The organism is Vibrio vulnificus CMCP6 (assembly GCF_000039765.1).
In the GTDB taxonomy this organism is placed as follows: Bacteria; Pseudomonadota; Gammaproteobacteria; order Enterobacterales; family Vibrionaceae; genus Vibrio; species Vibrio vulnificus_B.
Map to the genome: position 1 here is coordinate 1,502,048 of NC_004459.3, position 24,038 is coordinate 1,526,085.

At 46.4% G+C, this 24,038-nt stretch carries 24 protein-coding genes and 1 other RNA gene; 11 read left to right on the forward strand and 14 right to left on the reverse strand.

Going from position 1 to position 24,038, the window contains the following annotated elements; genetic code table 11:
- Positions 1–23 precede the first annotated feature (23 nt).
- Entirely contained in the window at positions 24–977 is a 954-nt protein-coding gene (gene gshB / locus VV1_RS07235; RefSeq protein WP_011079466.1) for a glutathione synthase, read from the reverse strand.
- A 14-nt stretch (positions 978–991) separates the two neighbouring features.
- The gene (gene rsmE / locus VV1_RS07240; RefSeq protein ID WP_011079467.1) at positions 992–1,723 is read right to left on the reverse strand and encodes a 16S rRNA (uracil(1498)-N(3))-methyltransferase; all 732 of its coding nucleotides are present in this window, start codon (positions 1,721–1,723) and stop codon (positions 992–994) included.
- Between the two features lie 237 nt (positions 1,724–1,960).
- Here rsmE and VV1_RS07245 point away from each other — a divergent pair, with 237 nt between their 5' ends.
- Positions 1,961–3,295 (forward strand): hypothetical protein, encoded by a 1,335-nt coding sequence (locus tag VV1_RS07245; RefSeq protein WP_043921085.1) that lies wholly within the window; start codon positions 1,961–1,963, stop codon positions 3,293–3,295.
- Between the two features lie 45 nt (positions 3,296–3,340).
- Here VV1_RS07245 and VV1_RS07250 read toward each other — a convergent pair whose 3' ends face one another.
- From VV1_RS07250 to metK, 4 genes are all read right to left on the reverse strand, one after another.
- On the reverse strand, positions 3,341–4,036 hold the full coding sequence (locus tag VV1_RS07250) for an endonuclease (protein ID WP_011079469.1): 696 nt from the start codon (positions 4,034–4,036) through the stop codon (positions 3,341–3,343).
- Between the two features lie 102 nt (positions 4,037–4,138).
- Positions 4,139–4,645: a SprT family zinc-dependent metalloprotease gene (locus VV1_RS07255; RefSeq protein WP_011079470.1), complete on the reverse strand. Its 507-nt coding sequence runs from the start codon at positions 4,643–4,645 to the stop codon at positions 4,139–4,141.
- Between the two features lie 73 nt (positions 4,646–4,718).
- Complete coding sequence (locus tag VV1_RS07260; RefSeq protein WP_011079471.1) at positions 4,719–5,513, reverse strand: DUF2189 domain-containing protein; 795 nt, start codon at positions 5,511–5,513, stop codon at positions 4,719–4,721.
- Between the two features lie 252 nt (positions 5,514–5,765).
- Positions 5,766–6,920 (reverse strand): methionine adenosyltransferase, encoded by a 1,155-nt coding sequence (gene metK / locus VV1_RS07265; protein ID WP_011079472.1) that lies wholly within the window; start codon positions 6,918–6,920, stop codon positions 5,766–5,768.
- Positions 6,921–7,248: 328 nt separating this feature from the next.
- Here metK and tkt point away from each other — a divergent pair, with 328 nt between their 5' ends.
- Positions 7,249–9,243, forward strand: coding sequence for a transketolase (tkt, locus tag VV1_RS07270; RefSeq protein ID WP_043920938.1), 1,995 nt, complete (start codon positions 7,249–7,251; stop codon positions 9,241–9,243).
- 51 nt (positions 9,244–9,294) lie between these two features.
- Here the strand turns inward: tkt and VV1_RS07275 are convergent, their stop codons facing one another.
- The gene (locus VV1_RS07275) at positions 9,295–9,531 is read right to left on the reverse strand and encodes a hypothetical protein (protein WP_013571101.1); all 237 of its coding nucleotides are present in this window, start codon (positions 9,529–9,531) and stop codon (positions 9,295–9,297) included.
- Positions 9,532–9,731: 200 nt separating this feature from the next.
- Here VV1_RS07275 and epd point away from each other — a divergent pair, with 200 nt between their 5' ends.
- The 4 genes from epd (at position 9,732) to mscS (ending at position 14,468) form a co-directional block, all read left to right on the forward strand.
- A complete protein-coding gene (gene epd / locus VV1_RS07280; protein ID WP_011079475.1) occupies positions 9,732–10,772 on the forward strand; it encodes an erythrose-4-phosphate dehydrogenase in 1,041 nt (346 codons plus the stop codon).
- Between the two features lie 150 nt (positions 10,773–10,922).
- Complete coding sequence (locus VV1_RS07285) at positions 10,923–12,083, forward strand: phosphoglycerate kinase (protein WP_011079476.1); 1,161 nt, start codon at positions 10,923–10,925, stop codon at positions 12,081–12,083.
- A 149-nt stretch (positions 12,084–12,232) separates the two neighbouring features.
- A complete protein-coding gene (fbaA, locus tag VV1_RS07290; RefSeq protein WP_011079477.1) occupies positions 12,233–13,309 on the forward strand; it encodes a class II fructose-bisphosphate aldolase in 1,077 nt (358 codons plus the stop codon).
- A gap of 295 nt (positions 13,310–13,604) precedes the next feature.
- A complete protein-coding gene (mscS, locus tag VV1_RS07295; RefSeq protein ID WP_011079478.1) occupies positions 13,605–14,468 on the forward strand; it encodes a small-conductance mechanosensitive channel MscS in 864 nt (287 codons plus the stop codon).
- Between the two features lie 68 nt (positions 14,469–14,536).
- On the opposite strand, the gene VV1_RS07300 is transcribed toward mscS, so the two are convergent.
- On the reverse strand, positions 14,537–15,157 hold the full coding sequence (locus VV1_RS07300; protein WP_011079479.1) for a LysE/ArgO family amino acid transporter: 621 nt from the start codon (positions 15,155–15,157) through the stop codon (positions 14,537–14,539).
- Between the two features lie 127 nt (positions 15,158–15,284).
- Here VV1_RS07300 and VV1_RS07305 point away from each other — a divergent pair, with 127 nt between their 5' ends.
- The gene (locus tag VV1_RS07305) at positions 15,285–16,181 is read left to right on the forward strand and encodes a LysR family transcriptional regulator ArgP (protein ID WP_011079480.1); all 897 of its coding nucleotides are present in this window, start codon (positions 15,285–15,287) and stop codon (positions 16,179–16,181) included.
- 128 nt (positions 16,182–16,309) lie between these two features.
- Entirely contained in the window at positions 16,310–17,002 is a 693-nt protein-coding gene (locus tag VV1_RS07310) for an oxidative stress defense protein (RefSeq protein ID WP_011079481.1), read from the forward strand.
- Between the two features lie 59 nt (positions 17,003–17,061).
- On the opposite strand, the gene serA is transcribed toward VV1_RS07310, so the two are convergent.
- The 5 genes from serA to zapA form a co-directional block, all read right to left on the reverse strand.
- Entirely contained in the window at positions 17,062–18,291 is a 1,230-nt protein-coding gene (serA, locus tag VV1_RS07315) for a phosphoglycerate dehydrogenase (protein WP_011079482.1), read from the reverse strand.
- A gap of 259 nt (positions 18,292–18,550) precedes the next feature.
- Complete coding sequence (gene rpiA, locus VV1_RS07320) at positions 18,551–19,207, reverse strand: ribose-5-phosphate isomerase RpiA (RefSeq protein WP_011079483.1); 657 nt, start codon at positions 19,205–19,207, stop codon at positions 18,551–18,553.
- A 52-nt stretch (positions 19,208–19,259) separates the two neighbouring features.
- On the reverse strand, positions 19,260–19,859 hold the full coding sequence (locus tag VV1_RS07325) for a 5-formyltetrahydrofolate cyclo-ligase (RefSeq protein ID WP_011079484.1): 600 nt from the start codon (positions 19,857–19,859) through the stop codon (positions 19,260–19,262).
- A gap of 3 nt (positions 19,860–19,862) precedes the next feature.
- Positions 19,863–20,047, reverse strand: a non-coding RNA gene (gene ssrS / locus VV1_RS23130) — 6S RNA.
- A 6-nt stretch (positions 20,048–20,053) separates the two neighbouring features.
- Positions 20,054–20,365, reverse strand: a complete 312-nt coding sequence (gene zapA, locus VV1_RS07330; RefSeq protein ID WP_011079485.1) for a cell division protein ZapA — start codon at positions 20,363–20,365, stop codon at positions 20,054–20,056.
- A gap of 246 nt (positions 20,366–20,611) precedes the next feature.
- Here zapA and VV1_RS07335 point away from each other — a divergent pair, with 246 nt between their 5' ends.
- Genes VV1_RS07335 through VV1_RS07345 form a run of 3 tightly spaced genes read left to right on the forward strand, consistent with a single transcriptional unit; the run spans position 20,612 to position 23,623 of the window.
- On the forward strand, positions 20,612–21,187 hold the full coding sequence (locus VV1_RS07335) for a YecA/YgfB family protein (RefSeq protein ID WP_011079486.1): 576 nt from the start codon (positions 20,612–20,614) through the stop codon (positions 21,185–21,187).
- 14 nt (positions 21,188–21,201) lie between these two features.
- Complete coding sequence (gene ubiH / locus VV1_RS07340; protein WP_011079487.1) at positions 21,202–22,377, forward strand: 2-octaprenyl-6-methoxyphenyl hydroxylase; 1,176 nt, start codon at positions 21,202–21,204, stop codon at positions 22,375–22,377.
- A 13-nt stretch (positions 22,378–22,390) separates the two neighbouring features.
- The gene (locus VV1_RS07345) at positions 22,391–23,623 is read left to right on the forward strand and encodes an FAD-dependent 2-octaprenylphenol hydroxylase (protein ID WP_011079488.1); all 1,233 of its coding nucleotides are present in this window, start codon (positions 22,391–22,393) and stop codon (positions 23,621–23,623) included.
- 82 nt (positions 23,624–23,705) lie between these two features.
- Here VV1_RS07345 and VV1_RS07350 read toward each other — a convergent pair whose 3' ends face one another.
- Entirely contained in the window at positions 23,706–23,912 is a 207-nt protein-coding gene (locus VV1_RS07350) for a DUF1107 domain-containing protein (protein ID WP_011079489.1), read from the reverse strand.
- Positions 23,913–24,038: the final 126 nt, after the last annotated feature.

The window sequence follows — 24,038 nt, forward strand, 5'->3', positions numbered from 1 at the left end:
CGCTGGCTCTGCAACACTCATGTTTAAGCTTGAGCTTGTAAACGACGTTCAATCGCGTCCATTAGTTTACCGGTAATCGAGATATCGAAGGCAGCTTCAATTTCGCGAATACAGGTTGGACTGGTGACGTTAATTTCCGTCAGTTTATCGCCTATCACATCCAAGCCAACAAAAATAAGCCCTTTTTCTTTTAATGTTGGAGCCACTGCGTTTGCAATTTTTAGGTCGGTTTCGCTCAGTGGTCGAGGTTCACCGCTGCCGCCAGCAGCCAAGTTACCACGAGTTTCCCCTTTAGCAGGAATACGTGCTAAGCAATAGGGCATCGGTTCGCCATCCACCACCAGAATCCGTTTGTCACCGTTGCTGATATCAGGCACGAAAGTTTGCGCCATTGCGTAATTTTGGCCATGGTTGGTCAGTGTTTCGATGATCACTGAAACGTTAGGATCATTCTCTTTCACACGGAAAATCGAAGCACCACCCATACCATCCAGCGGTTTTAAAATGATGTCGCCATGCTCTTGGCGAAACGCTTTAATTTTCTCTGCTTTGCGCGTCACGATCGTGGTTGGCGTTAGTTCTGGGAACCAAGCGGTAAAGAGTTTTTCATTGCAATCGCGCAAGCTTTGAGGCTTGTTGACGATCAAGGTGCCTTGCTCTTCCGCACGCTCTAAAATGTAGGTCGCGTAGATGTACTCCGTATCAAATGGAGGATCCTTACGCATCAAGACCGCATCCAGTTCCGCCAACTCGATGGTTTGTTCTGATGTGAACTCATACCAACCATTAGGATCTTCTTTCAGTTGCACCACTTTGGTGTCAGCAATAGCAATGCCTTGATCTAAGTGTAGATCATTCATCTCCATATAATGGATTTCCCAACCGCGACGTTGAGCTTCTAGCATCATGGCGAAGCTAGAATCTTTTTTAATGTTAATGGACGAAATTGGATCCATTACGATGCCGAGTTTGATCATCACTGTTCTCCGTGTTATCCCAGATCGCCGAAACGAACCTGTAAGGCAGTAATTGCCGTTAACGCTGCCGTTTCTGTGCGCAATACACGTGGTCCTAGCAGTGTTTCTTCAAATTGATATTGTTGTGTCATGTCGATCTCTTCAGAAGAGAGACCGCCCTCAGGACCAATCAGCAAGCGTACTTTTGTGACAGGCTCTGGCAGGGTATTGATGGAGTATTTTGCGCGTGGGTGTAGATTGAGTTTAAGTCCATCGTACTCTTCTGCACACCAAGCTTCTAAAGACATGATTGGGCGAATTTCAGGAATGGTATTACGGCCACACTGCTCACACGCGCTGATCGCGATTTTTTGCCACTGGGCCAGTTTTTTCTCGAAACGTTTTTCATCTAGCTTCACACCACAACGATCAGAAATCAGCGGAGTAATGGTATTCACCCCCAACTCTACCGATTTTTGGATAGTGAACTCCATTTTTTCACCGCGGGAGATGACCTGCCCAAGATGAAGATCGAGCGGGGACTCACTGCTACGTTCAACCCTTTCACTGAGTTCTACCATCACACTCTTCTTACCCACTTCACTGATCACGGCGGGAAACTCAGCGCCACTGCCGTCAAAGAGCAAGACTTCTTGGCCTTCTTTCATGCGTAACACACGCCCGATATGGCCAGCAGCGTCATCACTAAGTGCAATAACGCCAAGGTGTTGAATGGTTTCTGGATGATAAATTCGAGGGATACGCATGGTATTTCAAGTTCCTGACTACGCGAATATTTAGAGACTAACATGGATGCTGCGAGGGTAAAAAACAAGTCAGTTAAGTAATTTAAGCGTGAGTTCATAATTTAAGGAGGATTTGATTGTAATTCATTCTTGGTGTGAATACTTTCTTTCGTTCTTGATGCTTTAGCTTTTGCGAATTTACTCAATGGCTTAGGTGGTTTAAGAGATAAACAATAATGAAAAATAATGGAAAGTGTTATGAATAAGACCAAACTGGCAATGGTTTGTGCATTGCTAACAACGATGGCTGGGTGTAACTCAGGATCATCTTCTGATGGCCCTGGTGAGCTTGGTAGCCCTAACATCAAAGGGGATCCTTCACTGGATAAAATTTATTCCTACCAAGAGAGTGATTTATCCACCACGGCCATCGAGTGTGCCAAGATTTACAAACAAAATCTGTCTTGCTCGTTGGAAAAAATACGCCCAATCGGTGCTAATCGAACCGAGGATATTACCCTTGAAGAGATTCAAAGTAGGCTGCTCGTATCACATCAATGGATGGCAGAAAGCTTTATCGCAGCACTTAAAGCGATAAATGATCAAGATTTGCTGAATTTGTTCAAACCACTGAACACGATAGTCCTGAGTTATGACATCCGTCCTTCTTTTTATCATTCACGGACTGCATCAATGTACATTGATGCTCGCTACCTTTGGCGAGATTACTCCGATTGGAGAACGATTCATCAACAAGACGATTATCGTAAGGAGTTCGCTCGAGAGTTTACGTACGAAAATGCGTCTCGCTATGTCTATGGCCAGACACTTAACTACGTAACAGTCTCCAATCAGTATGATTCGAAGCGAAATAGCACTCGCAGTGCAGAGAAGATTGCCCCCGGCCTATTTAGGCTGTTGGCGCATGAACTGGCACATGCCAATGATTTGCTTCCACCCAACGACCTACTTCAGCTCGCTAGCCGTGGCACTATCCTTAATGAGATTGAAGATGCCAATCACATCTACTCTCAGCTTAGCTCCGCACACGGTTTAACGTCGCAACTGCTTCTTGAGGCGGCTGCGACATCGTTTCATGGTAAACCGATGACGGACCTAGTGAGAAATTCAACGGGAGAGCAGGCTGGGGGAGAATTTGAAACAGACGGTGCCGCTGCCTTTTATGGCTATTCGACCGAGCGAGAAGATGTCGCAACGTTGTTTGAAAGCTATATGATGCACAAAAAATATGGCGCTATTGATGAAGTGGCCTTTGTAAGCGTTCCCCAAACTGAAGCATACACCTGCGATGACTGGAAAATACTTTGGGGACAAAGAGATCGTTTATCCGATAAAAATGTACGCAGTAGAGCACTGTTTGTTGCTCAGCAAATTCTCGATCAAACGCCTCAAGTAATCGAGGAGAATTTGCCTCCTGTTTCCTCAGTGCCAACGGCGATGCCAATAGGAAAAGGGTGGTGTGAGACTCTAGGGGCTAATTATGATAGTGCCGCAGGTGCTCGTTTTGCTGCTCCGTATTCTAAAGCAGGAGAGCGCTTTGGTTACCTAGAAGATATCGGTGCTAAAGAGTGATCATTTGCTCGTAACATATATCCCAGCCAAAGAGCTGGGATATTTTTATCTCACGGTACAGGATTGCTGCACAAACGGATTATGATTGCCTTGAATCTTGGCAATGCGATCATCTCTTGTGCACTCCCATTCATCAACGGGGTATGATTTGTTCCAAGCCTGCATCAGTTGCTGTTGTTGCTTGGAAAGCTGAAAGCCATACTCTTGACTCATGTAGAGATAGGTTCGAGCAATAGACCCACGAGCTCTGTCTGGCGGCATGACTTTACGTTGTTTGAAGTTGACCTGCATTTCACAGCGCCCATAACTGACACCATCCATGCCATTCCACTGACTGAAGTTGAAGTTTGAACGATCGCCATTGACTTCACCGATCGCTGGCGTGAGGTTGTGTAAGTCTGCTTCCATCAAGCGAAACTGTTGATCATTTTTACTGCAGTTTTTGCGCCCACCTTTTTGCCAGCATTGACGCTGGTGGCCAAATTGCCAAGCAGGGACGACATGTTCCCATTCTATACGCGATGCGCGAGTTTGCTGTTTGCGTACTTGGTAACCACATGTCTCCAAGTTAGGAATGCCTTTCTTGCCTTGCCATTCAATGTCGCAGCCACAGTAAAAGCTAATGGGATGATCTTGGTAGATCTTCACCGCCTGTTGTTTGGCGGCAGAGAAGGAGCTAGGTGGCGCGGCCTGGATCGCAAAGGCAGTGAACGAGGCAATAAAAATGAATAATCGCTTCATGCTAAAAGTCTTTAAAAAGTATGACTTTTAGCATTCTAACACGCGTATTTTATTCAATGTAATAAGTAAGTTAATAATAGCAACAGGGGGGGGAGTGCCAAGCTATGAGAGTTGGATGCCGGTGAAGATCAAGGTTTGTCGGCACTTTTGGCAGGTATAGCTTGCCTCATTACGCAGAACTTTGTTGTGGCGACGGATGGTTAGCGGAAACTCGCGACATTGGCAGCGATATTGGAAGGTTTTTCCTTGCACGGAAGCGACAGCAAATTGATGTGTCGTGTTGGCGGGCAAGAGAAAAACTCCTTGCATGATGGATTGCCATTCTGCGCCATGAGGTTTAACTCGGCCATATAACTGATAAGTGAGCAAGTGAGCCACTTCATGAGGAATCACTTCTTCCAAGAAAGCCGTTTTGTTCTCTTTGAACAAAATCGGGTTAAGACGAATTTGATTGAGTTGCAGATACGCCTTACCCGCCGCTTTGCCTCTCAATTGATAGCTAAGAAGTGGCATTGGAAATTGGCGCTGAAAGTAGCGGTTGGCTTTATCGATACAAGCGTGCAGTGCTTTTTGGGCTTGGTAGTGCAGCTCAAACTCGATCTTTTTCATCAAAAATTTGCCCTCATGGTGTGATGAGGGCAAATAATAGCATTATCTGTTGATGCTTCTAGGGGCAAAGACCCTAGTGGTGTTTTTTCTTGATGGTTTCATGGTAGGCGTGCCAAGTGGCGTAGCCAAGTATCGGCATGGTGAAGAGCATACCAATGCCATAAGTGGCAAAGCCAATTAGAATGCCGCCACAAATAATGGCTGCCCAAACAATCATTGTCGGAATGTTGGACTTCACGGCATTAAAGCTGCTGAAAACCGCTGTCATCATATCGACTCGGCGTTCCATCATCATCGGAATCGAAAACGCAGAAATGCTAAAGACGATACTGGCCAAGACGAAACCAACGAGTGAACCAATCACTAAGAAAGGAAGAAACTCTGTGAGTGGTGCTCCTTGCACAGAAGGGTAGAGGGCATGGAGTAAAGCGGCAATGCGCATCCAGAAAATCATGCACACCGCTAACAGCACCGCAAAGGCCCATTGAGAAGAAGAGTTGCGGCCAATGGCTTTCATTGAGTGGAGTAGGCTGGCGCTATGGCCGCGTTCTCTTTCCCAACTGGCATCATACAAACCAAGCGCAAGAAATGGGCCGATGAGCATGTATACCACCAAGCTGGGCATTACCACCAAATGAGTCCCTTGCCACTCAACCAGCAACACAATACCTATGGCGGCAGCCATGAAGCATAAGCCATAAAAGGCGCTGATAAGTGGCATTCGAATGAAGTCATGCAAGCCAAGTGCTAGCCAGTGAAACGGGGCGGACACACTGAGTTGGTTACATGGAATAGTGCGAGCGTATTCGTGATCGGGAACGTCCTTTCGTTTTTGCTCCAGATCCGACGGGTCTACGGTACGAGGCATAGCTCCTCCTTGATCGATTCACTGTCAGACTGACGTTGACTGTCAGTAGGTTTCAGGTGCGGGGCAAGATCTCTTTTATTACCTTTAGCATCTGTTTTGTTGTCGTTAAGATGAGAGATAAATCTCATTTAACATTTATTTAACTATCGTTGGAGTTAGTTAAAAATACAAATGCCGTGGCGAATTTTTCGTCGCACAAATGAAAAAGCCTTCGCATTGAGCGAAGGCTTTAGAGAATGAGGTGAGGTTATCTTACTTGATACCAGCAAACTCACGCAGTAGTGCTGCTTTGTCAGTCGCTTCCCATGGGAACTCTTCGCGACCGAAGTGACCGTATGCTGCGGTCTTCTTGTAGATTGGCTGAAGTAGATTCAGCATCTCTTGTAGACCGTATGGACGTAGGTCGAAGAACTGACGTACCGCTTCAATGATGATGTCGTGTGATACTTTCTCAGTACCGAATGTTTCCACCATGATAGAGGTTGGATCAGCAACACCGATTGCGTAAGACAGTTGGATTTCACAGCGATCTGCCATACCCGCCGCGACGATGTTTTTCGCTACGTAACGTGCTGCGTAAGCAGCTGAACGGTCTACTTTCGATGGATCTTTACCAGAGAAAGCACCACCACCGTGACGAGCTGCGCCGCCGTAGGTATCAACGATGATCTTACGACCAGTCAAACCACAGTCACCCATTGGACCACCGATAACGAAACGGCCAGTTGGGTTGATGAAGTATTTTGTTTCTTTGTTTAGCCATTCAGAAGGAAGAACTGGCTTGATGATCTCTTCCATAACCGCTTCGCGAAGATCCGGTGTGGAAATAGAATCGCAGTGCTGAGTTGAAAGAACAACCGCATCAATACCAACAATTTTGCCTTGCTCGTATTGGAAAGTAACCTGTGATTTTGCATCAGGACGCAACCATGGCAGTGTGCCATCTTTACGAACTTTCGCTTGACGCTCCATCAAACGGTGAGCGTAAGTGATTGGTGCTGGCATAAGAACTTCAGTTTCGTTACATGCGTAACCGAACATGATGCCTTGGTCGCCCGCGCCTTGCTCTTTAGGATCGGCTTTATCAACACCTTGGTTGATGTCTGGAGACTGTTTACCGATAGTGTTCAGTACTGCACATGAGTTTGCATCGAAACCCATATCTGAATGTACATAACCAATTTCACGCACCGTTTCACGAGTTAACTCTTCGATATCAACCCATGCTGAAGTGGTGATTTCACCACCAACCATTACCATGCCGGTTTTTACGTACGTTTCACATGCAACACGCGCTTTTGGGTCTTGTTCAAGAATCGCATCAAGAACCGCATCAGAAATCTGGTCTGCAATTTTATCTGGATGACCTTCTGAAACCGACTCAGAAGTAAACAGGTGCTTAGCCATGAGAGCTCCACTTTTTTAATCTATTCTGCTGTGAGAATGCATGCTCCAGCAGTAGGAAATACAATAATGTTTGTAGGTGTTTCTACATCTAGACGTCTATTCTAGTTTTGAATGCTCGAATTACAAGCTCTTTTTTATTATTAGCGAAAACCAAACGTTTGCTTAATTGAGCGAGAAAATGTTTTTTTCTCAGCGAAATGACATTAAGTCGCTTACATTTCCACAAATTCTTCAGGTAAATCGTTTGCAGTCGAGAGATTGCTTTGCGAAAATAATCGCCACTCGATTTTCTATGTTATCAATTCGCTTAATGCACTCAGGAGCAGACATGCCTTCTCGTAAACATCTCGCTAATGCAATCCGCGCACTCAGCATGGACGGCGTACAAAAAGCAAACTCAGGCCACCCAGGCGCACCTATGGGTATGGCGGACATCGCTGAAGTTCTTTGGCGCGGCCACCTAAACCACAACCCATCAAACCCTGAATGGGCTGACCGCGACCGTTTCGTACTGTCTAACGGCCACGGCTCTATGCTGATTTACTCGCTACTGCACCTTAGCGGTTACGAGCTATCTATCGACGACCTAAAGAACTTCCGTCAATTGCACTCTAAGACTCCAGGTCACCCAGAGTACGGCTACGCACCGGGCATCGAAACAACAACTGGCCCGCTAGGTCAAGGCATCACCAACGCGGTTGGAATGGCAATGGCTGAGAAAGCGCTCGCAGCGCAGTTCAACAAACCTGGCCACGACATCGTTGACCACTTCACTTACGTGTTCATGGGCGACGGCTGTCTGATGGAAGGTATCTCGCACGAGGCATGTTCTCTAGCGGGTACGCTAGGCCTTGGTAAACTGATTGCATTCTGGGATGACAACGGCATCTCTATCGATGGTCACGTTGAAGGCTGGTTCTCTGACGATACGCCTAAGCGTTTTGAAGCATACGGCTGGCACGTCATCCCAGCAGTAGACGGTCACAATGCGGAAGCGATCAACGCAGCAATTGAAGCCGCTAAAGCAGATCCTCGCCCAACTCTAATTTGTACTAAGACTATCATCGGTTTTGGTTCACCAAACAAATCGGGTTCACATGACTGTCACGGTGCACCACTAGGCGCGGAAGAAATTGCAGCGGCACGTGAATTCCTAGGTTGGGAACACCCTGCATTTGAAATCCCTGCTGATGTATACGCAGAGTGGGATGCAAAAGCAGCTGGCGCTGAAAAAGAAGCGGCGTGGAACGCGAAGTTCGATGCGTACGCAGCGGCTTACCCAACAGAAGCAGCAGAGCTTAAGCGTCGTCTAAACGGTGAACTTCCTGCAGAGTGGGAAGAGAAAGCAAACCAAATCATTGCCGATCTTCAAGCAAACCCAGCGAACATCGCATCACGTAAAGCATCGCAAAACGCGCTAGAAGCGTTTGGTAAAATGCTGCCAGAATTCATGGGCGGCTCTGCTGACCTAGCGCCTTCTAACCTCACCATGTGGTCGGGTTCTAAGTCGCTAGAAGCCAACGACTTCTCTGGTAACTACATCCACTACGGTGTACGTGAATTCGGTATGACTGCGATCATGAACGGTATCGCACTACACGGTGGTTTCGTACCTTACGGCGCAACCTTCCTAATGTTCATGGAATACGCACGTAACGCAATGCGTATGGCGGCTCTGATGAAAGTGCAAAACATCCAAGTGTACACGCACGATTCTATCGGTCTTGGCGAAGATGGCCCAACTCACCAACCCGTTGAGCAAATCGCATCGCTACGTCTAACGCCAAACATGAGCACATGGCGTCCATGTGACCAAGTGGAATCTGCAGTGGCATGGAAACTGGCGATTGAACGTAAAGATGGTCCATCAGCACTGATTTTCTCTCGTCAAAACCTAGCACAGCAACCACGCAGCGCTGAGCAAGTGGCAGACATCGCCAAAGGTGGTTACATCCTGAAAGACAGCGATGGTAAGCCTGAGCTCATCCTAATCGCAACGGGTTCAGAAGTTGAGCTAGCAGTGAAAGCGGCAGAACAACTAACCGCTGAAGGTAAGAAAGTACGTGTGGTTTCAATGCCTGCTACTGATACTTTCGACAAACAAGACGCGGCTTACCGTGAAGCAGTACTGCCATCAGACGTAACGGCACGTATCGCTATCGAAGCGGGTATTGCTGACTTCTGGTACAAGTACGTTGGCTTCGACGGTCGCATCATCGGTATGACGACTTTCGGTGAATCAGCACCAGCAGATCAACTGTTCGAAATGTTCGGTTTTACGGTAGAAAATGTGGTGAACACAGCGAAAGAACTTCTCGCGTAAGCTGAAGAAGATAAAAGAAAAACCGAGCGTCAAAGCTCGGTTTTTTTGTGCCTATTCAAATTCTTTTCCCCAATTGTCCTTCTCTTTGTGCCCACATTCCTTGCAGGTGACATAGCGATCCATATCGTAATAGTGACCGCCATTTATCAGGGTATGAGCCCAAAGCTTTAAAGTTCCAAGAATCGTTTTATCCGTATCATAGCGACTTGGCTTACGGACCAGCACTTCTGAGTGCGGTGTTTCTTTATTGCATCGCTTGCAAAAGTGAGCAGCGGGAAAACCAGACATACGCGTTTCCTTTTGGTGATCAAACAAGGAGCTAAAGTGCCAAGTGAAATACGCGACGTCTCAATTCAATATATTGGTGAAATGAATGTCTCTGGAAGTGAAAAGAGAGTTTACCGCGACTGAGATCACTTACTTAATGCGTTTAGCCCGCGTATCGGGTACTATCTGTGACACGAAATTTTTGGTGAGGCGAAGGATAGATGCTAAAAGTTGCGATCAATGGATTTGGACGTATCGGTCGTAATGTTCTGCGCGCCGTGTATGAAAGCGGTAAGCATCAACAAATTAAAGTGGTCGCGGTTAATGAGCTTGCTCAACCAGAAGCCATGGCTCACTTGCTACAATATGACACCAGTCATGGCCGTTTTGGCAAGAGAATCTCCCACGATCAAGAACATCTCTACGTTCACCATGACGCCTGCCCTCAAGGTAAGGGAGAGTTTGACTCTATCCGTATTCTGCACCTTTCCGAAATCAATCTTCTGCCATGGCGTGACCTCGAGGTCGATCTGGTCCTCGATTGTACGGGCGTGTTTGGTTGCCAGGCTGATGGGCTAGAGCACATCAAAGCCGGAGCGAAGAAAGTGCTGTTTTCGCATCCAGGTGCCAGTGATCTAGACAACACCATCATCTATGGTGTGAACCATGAAACCTTGAAAGCTGAGCACAACGTCGTTTCCAACGGTTCGTGTACCACTAACTGTATTGTGCCGATCATTAAAGTGTTGGACGAGGCATTTGGCATTGAATCTGGCACCATTACCACCATTCACTCTTCGATGAATGATCAACAAGTGATTGATGCCTACCATAGCGATTTACGCCGCACCCGAGCCGCAAGCCAATCCATTATTCCGGTGGATACCAAGTTGCATAAGGGAATTGAAAGAATCTTCCCGAAATTTTCCAACAAATTTGAAGCTATTTCAGTGAGAGTGCCGACAGTAAACGTCACTGCAATGGATTTAAGTGTCACGATTAATACAAATGTGAAAGTTAATGACGTAAATCAAACCATTGTTAACGCATCTCAGTGTACATTACGTGGCATTGTTGACTATACTGAAGCGCCGCTCGTTTCCATCGACTTTAATCACGATCCCCATAGCGCGATTGTCGATGGTAGCCAAACTCGAGTCAGTAACGGGCATTTGGTGAAAATGCTGGTTTGGTGCGATAACGAATGGGGCTTTGCGAACCGTATGCTGGATACTGCGCTCGCAATGCAAGCTGCCCAATAGTCGTATCGGCAGCGTCGGAGAGAATTTATTTTTAGCCTTGAAATAAATTCGTAATGACTCCATATCAATAACCAGTTTGAAGAATTAACAGGCTTGGCAGGGTTGCCGAGTTTTCAAAAACTTTATTTTTAATATTTGAGAGGACACATCATGTCTGTAATCAAGATGACTGACCTGGATCTAGCAGGTAAACGTGTATTCATCCGTGCTGACCTAAACGTGCCAGTAAAAGACGGTAAAGTAACTTCTGATGCACGTATCATCGCATCTCTTCCTACTATCAAGCTATGTCTAGAAGCTGGCGCGAAAGTAATGGTCACTTCTCACCTAGGTCGTCCTACTGAAGGTGAATACGCAGAAGAGTTCTCTCTACAACCAGTTGTTAACTACCTAAACGACGCGCTAGATTGCGAAGTGAAACTGGCTAAAGATTACCTAGATGGTCTTGAGCTAAACGCTGGTGAACTTGTTGTTCTTGAAAACGTTCGCTTTAACAAAGGCGAGAAGAAAAACGACGAAGAACTTTCTAAGAAATACGCGGCACTATGTGACGTATTCGTAATGGATGCATTCGGTACGGCTCACCGTGCACAAGCGTCAACTCACGGTGTGGGTATGTTTGCTGAAGTAGCGTGTGCTGGTCCTCTACTTGCTGCTGAACTAGAAGCACTAGGCAAAGCAATGAGCAACCCAGAGCGCCCGCTAGTTGCTATCGTTGGTGGTTCAAAAGTGTCTACTAAACTAACGGTTCTTGAGTCACTATCTAAAATCGCTGACCAACTTGTTGTTGGTGGTGGTATCGCGAACACATTCATCGCAGCTGAAGGTCACAATGTAGGTAAGTCTCTATACGAAGCGGATCTTGTTGAAACTGCACAAAAACTGATGAAAGAGTGTGCAATTCCTGTCGCGACTGACGTAGCGTGTGCAAAAGCATTCGACGAGAATGCAGAAGCGGAAATTAAACATGTTTCTGAAGTACAAGACGATGACATGATCTTCGACCTTGGTCCAGACTCAACGGCTGCACTAGCTGAAATCATCGCAAATGCGAAAACTATCCTGTGGAATGGCCCTGTTGGTGTATTCGAGTTCAAAAACTTCGAAGCGGGTACTAAAGGTATTTCTGAAGCGATCGCTCAGTCTCCAGCATTCTCTGTAGCAGGCGGCGGTGACACTCTAGCGGCTATCGACAAGTTCGGTATCAAAGCAGACGTATCTTACATCTCTACTGGCGGTGGTGCGTTCCTTGAGTTTGTAGAAGGTAAAGTACTTCCAGCAGTTGAAATGCTAGAAGCACGCGCTAAGTAATTAAACGAAGGCGGGGGTAACTCTCCCGCTTTCTTGTTTGCGGCACATCTCATTTTTGCTAGAATAGCGCGAGTTGTGAGCAAACGTTTGCAAGAATTTAAACTTAACGAGTTTTATTTTTAAAACGACAGATAAATAGGATTACATCCATGTCTAAGATCTTCGATTTCGTAAAACCAGGTGTTATCTCTGGTGATGACGTTCAGAAAGTATTTGAAGTAGCAAAAGAAAACAACTTCGCTCTTCCTGCTGTAAACGTAGTAAACACTGACTCAATCAACGGTGTTCTTGAAGCAGCTTCTAAAGTGAAAGCGCCAGTTGTTGTTCAGTTCTCTAACGGCGGTGCTGCTTTCTTCGCTGGTAAAGGCGTGAAACTTGAAGGTCAAGGTGCTCAAATCCTTGGTGCTATCGCTGGTGCGAAATACGTACACGCAGTTGCTGAAGCTTACGGTGTGCCAGTAATCCTACACACTGACCACGCTGCTAAGAAGCTACTTCCATGGATCGACGGTCTACTAGACGCAGGTGAAGAGTTCTTCGCTCAAACTGGTAAGCCTCTATTCTCTTCTCATATGATTGACCTTTCTGAAGAGTCTCTAGAAGAGAACATCGAAATCTGTGCTAAGTACCTAGCGCGTATGGAAAAAATGGGTATGACTCTAGAGTTTGAACTAGGTTGTACTGGTGGTGAAGAAGACGGCGTAGACAACTCTCACATGGATCAGTCTGAGCTATACACTTCTCCAGAAGACGTTGCTTACGCTTACGAGAAACTGATCCCAATCAGCCACCGTTTCACTATCGCAGCATCTTTCGGTAACGTGCACGGTGTTTACCAAGCAGGTAACGTTGTTCTAACTCCAACTATCCTACGTGATTCTCAAGCTTACTGTTCTGAGAAATTTGGTATTGCTCCAAACGCACTAAACTTCGTATTCCACGGTGGTTCTGGTTCTTCTGAAGCAGAAATCAAAGAGTCTATCAGCTACGGTGTTATCAAAATGAACATCGATACTGATACTCAGTGGGCAACTTGGGATGGTATTCGTCAATACGAAGCGAAGAACCACGATTACCTTCAAGGTCAAATCGGTAACCCAACTGGCGAATCTGCGCCAAACAAGAAATACTACGATCCACGTGTATGGCTACGTGCTGGCCAAGAGTCAATGGTTGCTCGTCTAGAGAAAGCATTCGCTGACCTTAACGCAGTTGACGTACTGTAATTCTGAACAGAATGATTTGCAGACAAAACCCGCTCTCTGAGCGGGTTTTTTTATACCACTTGCTGACGGATAGAAAAACTCTGGCACAGTTTGAAATAATTGCTTAATCTTGATCAGCGATATTGAACGGAGTGTAAATCTCTGTTTTGACAGCTTTTGCAAAAACCTGACTTTGCAAAATGTCAAAAATGAGATATCGTGCCAAAATTCTGACGCACATTCAGATGACTAACAAGAACGGGCGTATATATAACGCCAGTACCATTTTTAAAGTCATAACTTGAGGAATAACATTATGGCAGGTGAAACAGTGGGGATTGATACCTCATTAGTGGATGGTCTAAATCAGGCTGAAACTTGGCTAACCAACAATTCAGATCTACTGATTCAGTACGGTGTGAACATTATTTCTGCGATCGTCATTCTGTTCATTGGTAACATCATTGTGAAAGCCGTTGCGAACAGTGTATCGAAAGTTCTTAATAAGAAAGAAATGGACAAAGCGGTTGTGGAGTTTATCCACGGTTTAGTTCGTTACTTGCTGTTTGTTATCGTATTGATTGCCGCTTTAGGCCGTGTTGGTGTTGAAACCGCCTCTGTTGTTGCAGTGATCGGTGCGGCGGGTCTTGCTGTTGGTCTTGCTTTGCAAGGTTCTCTATCAAACTTTGCTGCTGGTGTTTTGATCGTTGCATTCCGTCCGTTTAAATCGGGTGACTACGTGGAAATCGGTGGTGTAGCGGGTTCTGTTGAAGCGATTCAGATCTTCCAAACGGTCTTGAAAACTCCTGACAACAAGATGGTGGTTGTACCTAACTCAGGTGTGATTGGTGGTGCGATCACTAACTATTCTCGCCATGCAACACGACGTGTCGATCTAATGATCGGTGTTTCATACAAATCGGATCTGAAGAAAACGAAACAAGTGATCCGTGAGACGCTAGAAAAAGATGCGCGTATTTTGAAAGATCCAGACATGACGATCGGTGTTGTCGCCCTGGCAGACTCATCAGTGAACTTCGTGGTACGCCCATGGTGTAAAACAGAAGATTATTGGAATGTTTACTTTGATTCTATGCAAGCTATCAAAGAAGCACTGGATGCGAATGGCATCGAAATTCCATTCCCACAAATGGATGTGCACCTAAACAAGGTGGACTAAATCCAAATCGAAAAAAGCGAGGTTACGACCTCGCTTTTTTGTTTCCGTCAAAGCACGGTTTATTGCTGTTAAGCCAAAAGAGACTTAGTAAGAAGCGCAGCGATGGTAAACATCATAGCCGCCACCGCAATGTCGATCCCTCTCTTCACTTTAGGCTTTGATAATGTTGGCCCTAGTTTTGCGGCACCCATGGAGAGTGCGTAGAACCAAGTGAACGATGCCAGTGTTGTTCCAATCGCAAAGGCAATGCGATCGTGACCTTCAAATTGGCCGCCAATCGAGCCTAAAATCACAACCGTATCCAAATACAGATGTGGATTTAATACCGTAACAGCCAAGGCACCCAAAATGACCGTTCTGCGTCCACGAGCAATCACTTCATGATGCTTCTCAACTTGCTCGATGGGTTTAAAGGCGCTTTTGAGCGACATCAAACCGTAAACACTGAGAAAGGCAATACCGCCTAATGTCACCACGGTAAGCAGCAGTTCATTTTGCGAGAGAATAGCACCACCGCCAAAAATACCCAGAGAAATAAACACCATATCTAAGACACTGCAAACAGCTGCAGTCGTTAAATGGTGGTTACGTTTGATGCCCTGATTGAGAACGAAGGCATTTTGTGCCCCAATGGGAATAATCATGGTGGCACCTAAACCAAAGCCTTGTAGTAACACCCAAAAATTCACGATAAACCTCGGTAACAATGATCTAATGATAAAGAGAATGTGAGCAAGGTATCGTTTTAACTGGCATAAGTATAATTAATGATTTTAATCCTATATAAGCAAGACTGATTTGTTTGAGGGAAGTGTAATGCGTGGTTTAGATTACAAATGGATAGAAGCGTTAGATGCTGTCGTTGCACAAGGTGGATTTGAGCGAGCCGCGGAAGAATTGTACATCTCTCAATCGGCGGTATCACAGAGAATTAAACAACTAGAGCGCTTTTTGGCGCAACCAGTGCTAATACGTGAACAGCCACCTAAACCAACACCTGTGGGAAAGAAGTTGTTAGGTTTGTATCGACGCGTGCGCATTCTTGAACATGAGCTGATTCCTGAGCTCATGAACGATGACACAGCAAAGCCCATTCAACTGGCTTTGGCAACCAACGCGGATAGTTTGGCTACGTGGTTACTGCCAGCACTCAAAGAGGTGATGACACTGCGACAAGTAGAACTTAATTTAGCCATTTATGGAGAATCTCGCTCCATTGAAAAGCTAAAGAGCGGTGAAGTTGCTGGTGCGATAAGCCTTGAGTCGCAACCCATTGCGGGGTGTAAAGCCGACTACCTTGGGCGAATGGATTATGTTTGTGTCGCCAGTCCGGATTTTTATCAACGTTATTTTGCTGCAGGGGTGAATTACCAAACGTTGCGTAAAGCGCCTGCTGTGTCTTATGACCAATATGATGATCTTCATAACCGTTTTTTGCACGACCATTTCAACATCTCTCGCGATTCCATCATCAATCATAATGTTGGAAGCTCAGAAGCGTTTGTCCGTCTTGCCGTTTCAGGAATTGCCTACTGCTTGATTCCTAAACTGCAAATCGAACAAGAGTTGGCGTCGGGCGTACTGATGGACATCACGCCAGGATTTTTATTGTCTTACCGTATTTATTGGCATCATTGGCAGCTAGAGAGCGGGGTGTTGAAGGAAATTTCGCAAGCGATTGTTCAATACGCACAAGCTCATTTACCCCAGTAGAGGCGACTCAGGGGAGCATTAGCACAGAGATAACAGAGTCAAAGTTGTGTAAGAAGTGTTCATGAGATATTGGTTAATCTGCTAAACCTTCTATTATCAAGACAGTTTCTTTACAGAAGGTTTATGGCATGAAATGGTTTCCTACAAGCGTGGTGCTTTCGGCAAGTTTGGTCGCGGGTTATGCAATGGCAGAGGCCCCCAACTTCGCTCACCTGTCAACAACGGGTTATGGTGAAGTGGTTGCAAAACCGGATATGGCGATATTTACGGTGAAAGTGGTGGATTCGACCATGACCGCAGAATCCGCCAAACAGTCAGTTGATACCACAGTGGATGCTTTTTTAGCGGCTTTAACCAAGGCGGGAGTGGATAAACAGCAAATCACCAGTACCAATCTCTATCTTGCACCTCAATATCATTACCCGAAAAATGAAAAGCCAGACCTCGTTGGTTACCGCGCTTCTCGTAGTGTTACGGTGAAAGTCGCCAACTTAGCAAACCTTAATGCCTATCTCGATCTTGCGTTGAATGCGGGGATCAATCAGGTAGATAATATTCAGTTGTTGGTTAGTAACGAGGCGGAATATCAGCAGCAAGCTCGCCTTGAAGCGATTAAAGATGCGCAGCAGAAGGCGGGATTCTTGGCGAAAGGGTTTGGTAAGTCGCTAGGGGAGGTATGGCAGATCAACTACAACCAACCCAATGTGCAACCAGTGCTGATGCGCACCATGATGATGGACGCAAAATCGGAAAGTAACAGCTATCAAGACTCAAGCTTAATCATTCGTGATCAAGTCGACGTGACGTATAAGCTTGATTAAGTTTTAGCAAAATGATGAATAAAATAAAGGGCAGGATAACCTGCCCTTTGCTGTTTTTATTAGTGAAGGATTCGAGCTCGAATTGTGCCTTCGATCTCTTTAAGTTTGACCAGTGCTTCTTCAGAGCGCTCGGTTTCTACGTCAATCACCACATAACCAATATCGGCTGAGGTCTGCAGGTATTGACCGGCGATGTTGATGCCTTCTTCAGCAAAAATGGTGTTGATTTGCGTCAGAATGCCCGGACGGTTTTGGTGAATGTGGAGTAAGCGTGAACAGCTACGATGCTCTGGCAGTGACACTTCTGGGAAGTTAACACTGGATAGCGTTGAGCCATTGTCTGAGTATTTCGCCAGTTTGCCAGCCACTTCAACACCAATGTTCTCTTGTGCTTCTTGAGTTGAGCCGCCAACGTGTGGAGTAAGAATCACATTGTCAAATTTTTGCAGTGGAGATTCGAATGGTTCAGCATTGGTGGCAGGTTCAACCGGGAAAACGTCAATCGCTGCACCAGCAATATGACCTGATTCGAGTGAATGGCATAGCGCTTCAATATCGACCACGGTGCCACGAGCTGCATTGATGAAGATAGAACCAGGCTTCATACGAGCAAACTCTTCTGCACCCATCATATTTTTGGTTTCTGGCGTTTCTGGTACGTGTAGAGAAATCACGTCACACTTGTTGAGCAGTTCGCTCATGGTTGGGATTTGAGTCGCATTACCTAGCGAGAGCTTGTTCTCGATATCGTAGAAATAAACACGCATGCCTAGGTTTTCAGCAATAATACCAAGCTGAGTACCGATATGACCGTAACCAATAATGCCTAGACGTTTCCCACGAGCTTCGTAAGAGTTGTCGGCACTTTTTTTCCAAATTCCGCGATGAGCCAAAGCGTTCTTTTCTGGAATACCACGTAGAAGCAGCAGGATTTGGCCAAGAACCAGCTCCGCTACACTGCGAGTGTTTGAGAAAGGCGCGTTAAACACAGGAATACCACGTTTGGATGCTGCATTTAGATCCACTTGGTTGGTACCAATGCAGAAACAACCGATCGCTACCAGTTTTTGTGCCGCATTGATCACTTCTTCAGTTAAGTTGGTACGAGAACGAATGCCAATGAAGTGCGCGTCTTTAACCGCTTCAAGAAGAGCATCGTCAGAAAGTGAGCCTTTGTGGTATTCGATATTGGTGTAACCCGCAGCTTGCAGCACTTCTACCGAAGAAGGGTGGAGGCCTTCAAGAAGTAAGATTTTTATTTTCTCTTTTTCCAGTGAAACTTTGGCCATTGTTTTCGTCCTTAAAATGGAAAGGTGGGCTAATTTGGCGCACGTTAAACAAAATCGTTAAGAGCAGTGAAATTAACAGTTTTGGCGGAGGACAAACGTTTCCTTGTGCGTCTTCTGCTCAATAAAGTAACAAAAAATTTTTGTTTTGGGTAAGAAAATTACGGAATAAGAGATAATTTTCTTCAAGAAAGTCATAAAAAACGGCGCCCTTGGGCGCCGTCTGTAATCAAATAACGGAAAATAGCGCAAAACCAGCTATTTATTCCTCAATTTTGGCGCCTTCTGGAGTGCCGGTAATGACCACGTCAGCACCGCGATGAGCAAATAGGCCGACAGTGACGACACCTGGGATGCCGTTGATCTGATCTTCCAGCTGTTTTGGATTGGTGATCTTCATACCGTAAACATCAAGGATGACGTTACCGTTGTCAGTAATCACCCCTTCGCGGTAACAAGGATCACCACCCAGTTTAACCAATTGACGCGCAACGTATGAGCGAGCCATTGGGATGACTTCAACAGGAAGAGGGAAAGTCCCAAGAACATCGACAGCCTTTGTGCCATCAACGATACAGATAAACTTGTCCGCAATCGCCGCAACGATCTTCTCGCGAGTGAGCGCCGCGCCACCGCCTTTGATCATTTCACGATCGGCGTTGATTTCGTCCGCGCCATCAACATAAATGTCTAAAGATGCGACTTCATTGCAGTCGAAAATTTTAATACCTAGCGCTTCAAGTTTCTCTGTTGATGCAACAGAGCTGGATACCGCACCTTTGATCTCTTCACTCATGGTTCCAAGAGCATCGATGAAGTGATTAACCGTTGAGCCTGTTCCTACGCCAACAATGCTGCCTTTTTCCACATATTTGAGCGCTGCCCAACCAGCGGCTTTTTTCATTTCATCTTGAGTCATGCTCATCTCCTGAATTGATGAAGGATAGTTCGTGCCGCGCGATTATAACGAGTTAAACGTCGTTTTCCCATTGCCAGATTTGGCTTGGGGTCACGATCTTAGGCAAAGGAATATCCCAAACTTCGCAAGGTAGCTGCTCAACATGCTGGCAATCATGGGCGATACCGATAGGCTTGGCACCTAAGCCAGTGCGAAACCAACGCTCTAAGGTGCGGTCATAGTAGCCGCCTCCCATACCGAGCCTTTGCCCTGTACTGTCAAAGGCGACCAGTGGCGTACAAATTAAATCAAGCTCTGCGAGTGGGATGATATGACGTTTATCAAGCTTGGGCTCAAGGATACCGTAGCGGTTGTAGATCAAATCGGTGTGGCGATGGTAGTGCAGAAAAAGAAGCTGCCCTTTGGAAAAAGGATGGATGACCGGGAGATACACTTGCTTACCCAGTTCCCAAAGCCATTCAATCAACGGTTTGGTATCGAGCTCTCCGTCAGCAGAAAGATAGAGGGCGATGTGTTGCGCGTCAGTGAGTTCATCGAGCTGGGCAAAGTGGGCTGTCAAATCCAGCGCAGCTTGATATTGAGTATCACTGCATAATTGATTGCGTCTTTGGCGGATAAGTGTACGGATGTCTTGCCGGGAAAGATTTTGCATAGAGGATACCCCAGAGTGCCGTCGCGGATTGTGGCCCTTGAACCAGCTGGTTCAAGGCGGATCGGCAATGATTACCGTAGGCTTCTCGGTACGGGCCAAGCTTGCTCAATAGCGATCAAGTACCAACCCTTTGGTGTTGCTTATCGGCTCAGGGACTTTAATCCGGCTGACAAACACTCCAGGGTAAAATGCTGTTATTGCGCCGATCCTTGCGTGACTTTCATTAGCGCTTTATCAAGCGAATCGGTGAGCTGTTCCATTCGCTCTACCATCAGTTGTTGCTGTTCATTGCTCGCACTGCTCTTGCTGTTGAGCTCGTAACAGATGTTCAGTGCCGCGAAAGTCAGTAACTGGATCTCATTAGTTACCTTAGTACGTTCGCTCATCTCTTTCAAACGGGCATCGAGATCTTGAGCAGCTGCGACCAACGCCTCTTCCTGCCCTGGAGGACAGTTAACACGGGTGATTTTGCCAAGAATTTCAACGTCTACCGCTTGGTTGCTCATGATGGATTAACTCTATAACGCGCGAACTGAGATGCTGTACTCAACAACGACTGAGGAACAAACTATAGGTAAAGCGCTATCAAGATTCAAGCATTTCACAACGTCTTGAGATAAATGTGACAACAAGAAGTCAGTTATTGGACAATTTGCTCATTTGCTATGCAGAAAACGCGTTTATCATCGTTTTCGCTCAAGGCGCTAAATGGTAGGATTACTCCCCACAGATGATCACTATGAAGAAAGACAATGAGTAAAAATCAACTTCCAAGCTACCAAGTCGTTGCTGATGAAATGAAAATGGCCACTCTGGCGGTAACTCCAGCGGAACTGCATGGATTACTTGCAGGCCTGATCAGTGGTGGTTTGTCACAGCAAGATCAAAGTTGGCAGCCAATGTTGTTTGATTATACCAATGATGGCATGGGTTGGCCGAGTGCGGCGTTGGAACAGGCGCAAGCGTTGTTTAACGTGACTTCAGCTCAGTTAACCAGTGATGAAATGGTGTTAAACCTGTTGTTGCCAAACGCAGAAGGTGAAGAAGCCATTTTTGCGTTGGCGGATGCCCTTTCTGATTGGGTTAATCATTATATTTCTGGTTTGGGCTTAGCGGGAGCAGCGTTCAACAAGGCGTCAGAAGAGGCGAAAGAAGCACTGGCGGATCTCGAAGAGATGGCTCGTCTCGGTGTTGATGAAGACGACGATTTGCAAGAGCAAGCAGAGTTGCTGGAACAAGTTATTGAACATGTTAAAGCGTGTACGTTGCTGATTCATGCAGAGTTTGGCGCCAAAACGTCTTCCTCTGAAACCCCGACCATTCATTAATCTTAGGGGCGGAAATGACGCAATATGATGTTGTAATTGCTGGCGGAGCAATGGCTGGGGCGACGCTCGCTTTGGCACTTTCGCACCTGACGGATAATAAATTGAACGTCGCGGTTGTCGAACCTTATCAGGTGGATACCAGTCACCCGGGGTTCGATTCTCGCTCAATAGCACTCTCATATGGCACCGTTGATATTTTGCGTCGTTTCCAACTCTGGTCATCGATAGCGCCTTGTGCCACGCCGATTACGGATATTCACGTTTCTGATCGCTCTCATCTGGCAATGACCGATATTTCCGCGCAACAAGTTGGCGTTGACGCACTGGGTTATGTGGTGGAGTTGGCGGATGTTGGGCGTATCTATCAGTCGTTATTGCAGCGTTGTGAGTCCATTTCCCTCTACACCCCTGCCGCAGTGGAACGCGTGGAGCGATTCACGGATAGCGTTGCGGTGCATTTGAATAATGGAGAAACGCTGCAGGCAAAACTGCTGGTGGCCGCTGATGGGGCAGTCTCCAATTGTTGCCAGCAACTGGGCATGCCCCTTGCGCAGCATGATTTTGAACAAACCGCTGTCATTGCTAATGTTGTGACAGAACAGGCGCATCGTGGGCGTGCGTTTGAACGCTTTACTGAGCATGGTCCAGTCGCGTTACTGCCGATGTCTGACAATCGCATGTCTTTGGTGTGGTGCCTGCCTCCGGATTTAGCTGAGCAGGTGATGTTGTTATCTGAAGAGCAATTTTTGGCACGTTTGCAGCAAGAGTTTGGTTGGCGGTTAGGTCAAATGCAAAAAGTGGGCATGAGGGCGAGTTATCCGCTGATATTACGTCATCGAGAACAGAACATCTCTCATCGCTTTGCTGTGGTAGGTAACGCGGCGCAAACCTTACATCCGATTGCAGGACAAGGGTTTAATCTTGGTATTCGCGATGTGGCCTCATTGGCAGAAGAGATCACCAAACAGCTTGATGATGTTGGGGCGTATTCTTCTCTTATGCGCTTTAAGCAGCGCCGTTGTGGTGACCGACAAAACACCATTTGGATGACGACCAGTTTGGTACACCTTTTCTCTAATGATTACCTTGCACTCAGAGTGGCTCGCAACCTCGGGCTAGTGATGATGGATAATCTTTCTGGGCTGAAACAGCCACTATTACGCCAGACATTAGGTCTGGTGAGCCGATAGCGAGTAAAACAAAATGATACAAAGTGTGGATGTGGCGATCGTTGGCGGTGGCATGGTGGGACTGGCGCTGGCCGCGGCATTTAAAGACAGTGATTTGCGTGTAGCAGTGATTGAAGGGCAGGCTCCAAATCTGCAAATGAATGAACTGCCGGATGTGAGAGTTTCCGCGCTCAGTCGTTCCAGCGAACATATCTTAAAAAATCTGGGTGCTTGGCAATCCATTGTGGAAAAACGAGCCTCTCCTTATGTGGCGATGGAAGTGTGGGATCAAGACAGTTTTGGCCACATTGACTTTAGTGCGGATGCGATGGCACAGCCGGATCTTGGCCATATTGTTGAAAATCGCGTCATTCAACTGGCACTTTTGGAGCAGGTTAACAAGCTGGATAATGTGATGGTGCTGATGCCTTGTCAGTGTCAATCGATGAGTGTAGGAGAGAGCGAAGTGTGGTTGTCGCTCGACAATGGTCAGGCGCTCACGGCCAAATTGGTGGTTGGTGCTGATGGCGCCAATTCTTGGGTTCGACGTCAGCAGGATATCCCGCTAACTCATTGGGATTATGGCCATTCTGCGATCGTAGCCAATGTTCGCACCGTCGAGCCACATGGCTCAGTTGCACGTCAAATTTTTACTCCTCAAGGACCTTTGGCCTTCCTGCCAATGTCTGAAGAGAACATGACCTCGATTGTGTGGTCGACTGAATCACTGCGCGCAACGAGTTTGATGGCGATGTCAGACCGTGAGTTCAATAAGGCGCTGAGTGCCGAATTTGATATGCGTTTGGGACTGTGCGAAGTGGTTGGGGAGCGTTTTAGCGTGCCACTGAAAATGCGTTTTGCTCGAGATTTTGTCAAAGAGCGTGTCGCCCTGATTGGTGACGCTGCACACACAATCCATCCGTTGGCGGGGCAAGGTGTGAACTTGGGCTTGCTCGACGCTGCCAGTCTGGCGCAAGAGATCCTCGCGCTTTGGCAACGTGGTGAAGACATTGGTACCAAGCGCAACCTGCGTCGTTTTGAACGTTGGCGTAAAGCGGAAGCGGCGCAAATGATTGCCGCGATGCAAGGTTTTCGAGAGTTGTTTGCCGGCTCTAATCCGTTGAAAAAGTTCTTACGTGGCGTTGGTTTGACAATGGCAGGACACCTTCCGGGTGCTAAAGAGCAAATCATGAGACGTGCGTTGGGATTGGATGGCGAACTTCCTGAGTTGGCGAAACGTCGTCAACCAGAGCTGATTCGCTCATAGTGAGAATAAAAAGAAAGGGCTGAAAATCAGCCCTTTCTTTTTTTTGAATTCAGTGGGTTATCTTGTTTTATCGACAAGACAATTAAGCGTAGGCACAGCGCAGCTTCATGATCTCCTGATTGACTTCTTTCACGGTTTGAAAATGCTTTTGCTCAGCTTTTGCTGGCAGGATCAATTTACCATTATCAAACTCAAATTTTCCTACGCCGTAAATGTAAATTCTTCCCTTAAATAGTCGACTCACGTGTTTAGCAATCATACCTGGTGTATAGCGCTTAAACAGTCTCATACTTACTTTCCTTTTTTCTCAATCAGCTCCGCTAGTCTAACAGTTACTGTGACTTAAATGTGTGACATCTCTGGATTAAAATAGAGCTAAGTCTTTCGTGTTTAGATAATTGTGCTGAGCTAGACA